Raw genomic sequence first — 5,160 nt, forward strand, 5'->3', positions numbered from 1 at the left:
GCTCAACTCCCGCGAGGTGCCAAGGGGGCGTGGATCGGGCCGGGGCTTGAAGAGGACCAGCACCTCGACGTCATGGCCGCCGCCGGGCGGCTGGGCGAGGGCGGGGAGCGTCGTCATGAGCGCCGACCGGCCCTGGGCGACGCCCTTCTGACGCGGTCCCTGGTCGGCCGCCTCGGCGAGGCCCACGGCGGCCGCGGCGAAGGCCTCGCGGTTTCCGAACAGGAAGAAGGCGCCGGCGTGGGTGGCGTGCCGCACCTGGTCGCGAAAACCCGCCCACTTCTCGTGTTCCGCCCGCCGCGCGGCGTCCCTTGCGGTGCGGCCTTCGTCGGCGCCCGCGGTCAGGGGCGTGCCGCGCACCAACTTGCGTCGCAGGGCGGGCCACTTGGCGGCGCGCAGACCGAGCGTGTGGTGGACCAGGACGAGATCGACCGGCGTGCCGAAGCCCTCGTCGGGCTGCGGGGAGTCGCGCAGCGGCACATGGACGATCGTGTGCCGTGAGTAGGCGGCGAAGGAGAACAGCCCCGAGAGCAGGCTCAGCCCTTCCTGGTCGCCGAACAGGGCGCCGATGGGCTCGGGCGCGCTCAGCGAGATGCGGCTCAGCGGCTCCCACGGCTGGACGACACGGTGCTCGTGCGGGCCTGTCCGGGGCCTGAACTGCCGCAGCCTCAGCCGCATACGACGTACTCCATGGCCTCAAGGATCGCGGCGGGCGCCTCCTGTCGGCAACGGAGATTCCGTCCGTCAGGCCAACGGGTCGAGGAAGGTCAGCACGGAGGCGGTCTCCTCGATCAGCGGAGTGAGCGCGGCGTTGAACGGACCGCCGTACGGGGCGTTCAGATGGGCCTGGAACGCCTCCTCGTCCCGGTACGCCTCGAAGATCCAGAAGGCGCGCGGCTCGGCCGCCTTGGTGTAGACGTCGAAGGCGACGTTGCCCTCTTCCTCGCGCACGTCCAGGGCGTATGCGCCGATCAGGCGGGCGACCTCGTCCTGCGCTCCTTCGCGGGCGGTGAACTCGGCGAGCAGGGTCTTCGTCACGGTTTCGGGTCCTTCTCGGTCGTGGGCGGTGTGGTGCGGTGCGGCGAGCCGGGCGCCGTGCGCGTCGGCGCGGCGCCCGCCGGGACGTGAGGGGTGGGCGGTGGGGGTGCAGGGTGAGCGGTGAGGGTGAGGGTGAGCGGTGAGGGTGAGGGTGAGGGTGAGGGTGAGCGGAGACGAGGGCCGGGCGGCGGCCGTTCGACGCATCGTCGGCTACGTGTGTCATCGATGACATCGAGTGGCCTGATGATGGGCGCAGTTCGCCCCGCACGTCAACGGCCCGGCGTGGACTGCGCCCGGTCGGCCGGCCCGAACGCTCAGACCCCGCCGGTGGGCGAGAGCTGCGCCAGCTGGTCCAGCCACGGCGGATTGGGGCCGGCGACCGAGCAGGTCAGGGACGCGACCCGGGCGCCGAACCGGCAGGCTTCCGCGACGTCGTCGAGGCCGAGACCGGTCAGCCGGCCGCCGAGGAGTCCGCGGGCGCCGAGCTGGTGCAGAAGTCCGGCGGTGAAGGAGTCCCCGGCGCCGACGGTGTCGACGACGCGGGTGGTCACCGCGGGCGCCCGCAGCCGTTCGCCGTCGAGCGAGGCCAGGACGCCGTCGGCGCCGAGGGTGATCACCACCAGCCGCACCCCCGCGGCGTGCCAGGTGTCGCAGGCCTTCTCCGGCCCGGCGCCCGGCAGCAGCAGCGCCAGGTCGTCCTCGCTCAGCCGCAGGATGTCGGCGAGGGAGCACCAGTGCGCCAGCCGGGCGCGGTAGACCTCGGGGCGCACCAGCAGCGGCCGGACGTTGGGATCGATGCTGATGGTGGCCCTGGGAGCGGCCGTCGCCAGGAACTCCTCCACGACCGCGCCGCCGGGTTCGCGGACCAGCGCCAGCGATCCGGTGTGCACGCAGGCCGACCCGGACAGGTCCACCGCCGCCAGCTCGCCGGGCGTCCACTGCCAGTCGGCCGTGTTCTGCGCGTGGAACGAGTAGGCGGCCTGGCCGGCGGCGTCCAGCTCGGCCACAGCCAGCGTGCTGGGCTCGGCGGCGGAGACAGCGTGCGACAGGTCGACGCCGGACGCCTCGAGGTGGGCCCGGAACAGACGGCCGAAGACGTCACCGGACAGCCGTGCGAGGAAGCGGGCCGGTGTGCCGAGCCGGGCCAGCGCCACCGCCGTGTTCGCGGGCCCGCCGCCGGGCAGCACGCGCAGAGCGAGTTCGTTCGAGGCGTTGACCGGTTCCGCGAAGGCGTCCGCGACGCACTCTCCCAGAACGGTGATCTGACGCGGGCTCATGGGCTGCTCTCTCTCGGAAAGGCGGGGAAAGGCTCGGAAACGACTCGGTGAACGGTACGGAAAACGGCTCGGGACGGCTGCGGTCGGTACGGGCGGACGGACTGAGGGGCGACCCGGCGCCACCGCGACCGAGCGACTGTGCGGAGGCGGCGGCCGGGACGTTGCCGATTTGTGACGGGTGGAAGGCATTGACGTTGCCGGGATCCGGAGTCCATCATCCTCGCCAGGAAGTGTCAACGATGACATAAGTCAACGATGACACCCCGGGCGGCACGCTCTGATCCCTACCCGGTGCCGCCCGCTATCCCACAGGAGTCGTTCATGTCTCGCACCTCTCGCCTGTCCTCCTCCCTCCTCAGAGTCGCCGCGGTCACGGGCGTCGCGGCCCTCACCCTGACGGCCTGCGGGTCCGGCTCCGGTTCGGGCTCCTCGAGCTCCGGCTCCGGCGAGGTCAAGGTCGGTCTGATCACCAAGACCGACACCAACCCGTTCTTCGTGAAGATGAAGGAGGGCGCGGAGAAGGCCGCCAAGGAGAACGGCGCCAAGCTGTCCACCGCCGCGGGCAAGTTCGACGGGGACAACGCCGGTCAGGTCACCGCGATCGAGAACATGGTCGCGGCCGGGGTCAAGGGCATCCTGATCACGCCGAGCGACTCCAAGGCGATCGTGCCCGCGATCGCGAAGGCCCGCGCCAAGGGCGTCCTGGTCATCGCCCTGGACACGCCGACCGACCCCCAGAGCGCGGTCGACGCCCTCTTCGCCACCGACAACCTGAAGGCCGGCCAGCTGATCGGCGAGTACGCCAAGGCCGCCATGAGGGGCAAGGCGGCGAAGATAGCCACCCTCGACCTGGCGCCGGGCGTCTCCGTGGGCGTCCAGCGGCACGACGGCTTCCTCAAGGGCTTCGGCGCCGCCGAGAAGGACGTCCTGTGCGCCCAGGACACCGGCGGCGACCAGGCCAAGGGCCAGACCGCGATGGAGAACTGCCTCCAGAAGAACCCCGAGATCAACGTCGTCTACACGATCAACGAGCCGGCGGCGCTGGGCGCGTACACCGCGCTGAAGGCGAAGGGCCGGGAGAAGGACGTCCTGATCGTCTCCGTCGACGGCGGCTGCACCGGCACCCAGGCGGTCAAGGACGGCAAGATCGCCGCGACGTCGCAGCAGTACCCGCTGAAGATGGCGGCCGAGGGCGTCAAGGCCGTCGTGACCTACGCCAAGGACGGCACGAAGGCGTCCGGTTACACCGACACCGGCGTCACGCTGATCAGCGACAAGGCACAGGACGGGGTCGCGTCGAAGGACACCGCCTACGGCCTGGAGAACTGCTGGGGCTGAGCCGCCCCGCAGAACCGCACGTCACGTCACTCCCTTCAGCGGGGCGGCCGGCCCATCTCCCGGACCAGGGACGACCGCCCCCCTTGTCCCGGCGGCGGGGGCTTCGCCCCCGTCCTCCGACAAGGACATCTGTCTTCCGACAAGGACTTCGCATGACAGCCACGACCACGCCGTACTCGGAGCTCAAAGCACCGACGACGGTCCGCAGACTGCTCACGGCGCCGACCACCGGACCCCTGGCAGCCCTCATTCTGGCCTGCGCCTTCTTCTCCTTCTCGACCGACCAGTTCCTGACCGGCGGGAACTTCTCGCTGATCGTGCAGCAGGTCATGGTCGTGGGCACCCTCGCCATCGGGCAGACCCTGATCATCCTGACGGCGGGGATCGACCTGTCGTGCGGAGCGGTGATGGCCTTCGGCAGCATCGTCATCGCCAAGACGGCCGCCGAGGGCTCCGTCCCGCCGCTCGTCGCGATCGCGCTGGGCCTCGCCGTCTGCGGCGGCTTCGGGCTGCTCAACGGGCTGCTGGTGCAGAAGATCCCGCTGCCGCCGTTCATCGTCACCCTCGGCATGCTCAACGTGGCGTTCGCGCTGACCCACATCTACTCCGAGGAGCAGACGGTCACCAGCCTGCCCGGCCCGCTGACCGCCCTCGGGGAGACCTTCCCGCTCGGTCACACGGACATCACCTACGGCTCCCTGGTCACCATCGCCCTGTTCCTCCTGCTCGCCTACGCGCTGAGCAGCACCGGCTGGGGCCGGCACGTGTACGCGCTCGGCAACAGCGCCGAGGCCGCCCGCCTGAACGGCATCCGCACCTCGCGCCTGACCATCGGCATCTACACCGTGGCCGGTCTGCTGTACGGCATCGCGGCCCTGCTGCTCATCTCCCGTACCGGGGTGGGCGATCCGCAGGCCGGACAGACCGACAACCTCGACAGCATCACCGCCGTGGTCCTCGGCGGCACCAGCCTCTTCGGCGGCCGCGGCTCGGTGCTGGGCACCTTCATCGGCGTCCTCATCGTCGGCGTGTTCCGCAACGGACTGCAGCTGATGGGCGTCGCCTCCATCTACCAGACCCTGATCACCGGCGTCCTGGTGATCCTCGCGGTGACCGTCGACCAGATCTCCCGGAAGAAGGCCCGATGAGCGCCACCTCCTCCCCCACGCCCGTGCTGCAGGCCCGCGGTCTGGTCAAGCGCTACGGCCAGGTCACCGCCATCGACGGCGCCGACTTCGACCTGCTGCCCGGCGAGGTCCTCGCCGTGATCGGCGACAACGGGGCCGGCAAGACCAGCCTCATCAAGGCGCTCACCGGCGCGGTCGTCCCGGACGCGGGCGAGATCCGGCTGAACGGCAGCCCCATCACGTTCTCCGGCCCGCAGAGCGCCCAGGCCCACGGCATCGAGACGGTCTATCAGGACCTCGCCGTGGCGGCCTCCATGGACATCGCCTCGAACATGTTCCTGGGACGGGAGCTGCGCCGCCCCGGCGTCCTCGGCAGCGCCCTG

General features: G+C 71.0%; 6 protein-coding genes. 3 read left to right on the top strand and 3 right to left on the bottom strand.

Annotated features, from left to right (window positions below; translation table 11 throughout):
* From ABT300_RS41085 to ABT300_RS41095, 3 genes are all read right to left on the bottom strand, one after another.
* On the bottom strand, positions 1 to 675 hold a 675-nt coding region (locus ABT300_RS41085), incomplete at its 3' end, for a hypothetical protein (protein ID WP_351687428.1).
* Positions 676 to 741: 66 nt separating this feature from the next.
* A complete protein-coding gene (locus ABT300_RS41090; RefSeq protein ID WP_351687442.1) occupies positions 742 to 1,035 on the bottom strand; it encodes a putative quinol monooxygenase in 294 nt (97 codons plus the stop codon).
* A 314-nt stretch (positions 1,036 to 1,349) separates the two neighbouring features.
* Positions 1,350 to 2,312 carry a carbohydrate kinase family protein gene (locus tag ABT300_RS41095; RefSeq protein WP_351687431.1) on the bottom strand — a complete coding sequence of 321 codons (963 nt, stop codon included), beginning with the start codon at positions 2,310 to 2,312 and terminating at the stop codon, positions 1,350 to 1,352.
* Between the two features lie 321 nt (positions 2,313 to 2,633).
* On the opposite strand from ABT300_RS41095, the gene ABT300_RS41100 reads away from it, so the two are divergent.
* The 3 genes from ABT300_RS41100 to ABT300_RS41110 form a co-directional block, all read left to right on the top strand.
* Complete coding sequence (locus ABT300_RS41100) at positions 2,634 to 3,650, top strand: sugar ABC transporter substrate-binding protein (protein ID WP_351687434.1); 1,017 nt, start codon at positions 2,634 to 2,636, stop codon at positions 3,648 to 3,650.
* 152 nt (positions 3,651 to 3,802) lie between these two features.
* Positions 3,803 to 4,798: an ABC transporter permease gene (locus ABT300_RS41105; protein WP_351687437.1), complete on the top strand. Its 996-nt coding sequence runs from the start codon at positions 3,803 to 3,805 to the stop codon at positions 4,796 to 4,798.
* Positions 4,795 to 5,160, top strand: a 366-nt coding sequence (locus ABT300_RS41110; protein ID WP_351687440.1) for an ATP-binding cassette domain-containing protein, incomplete at its 3' end; no start/stop codon positions are given. The genes ABT300_RS41105 and ABT300_RS41110, both read left to right, overlap by 4 nt.

This window comes from Streptomyces sp. NPDC001027 (assembly GCF_040299045.1).
Taxonomy (GTDB): domain Bacteria; phylum Actinomycetota; class Actinomycetes; order Streptomycetales; family Streptomycetaceae; genus Streptomyces.

Excerpts from the sequence above, each read along its gene's own strand:
- ABT300_RS41095 (WP_351687431.1), bottom strand. The coding sequence starts at position 2,312 with ATGAGCCCGCGTCAGATCACCGTTCTGGGAGAGTGCGTCGCGGACGCC.
- ABT300_RS41100 (WP_351687434.1), top strand. The coding sequence starts at position 2,634 with ATGTCTCGCACCTCTCGCCTGTCCTCCTCCCTCCTCAGAGTCGCCGCG.
- ABT300_RS41105 (WP_351687437.1), top strand. The coding sequence starts at position 3,803 with ATGACAGCCACGACCACGCCGTACTCGGAGCTCAAAGCACCGACGACG.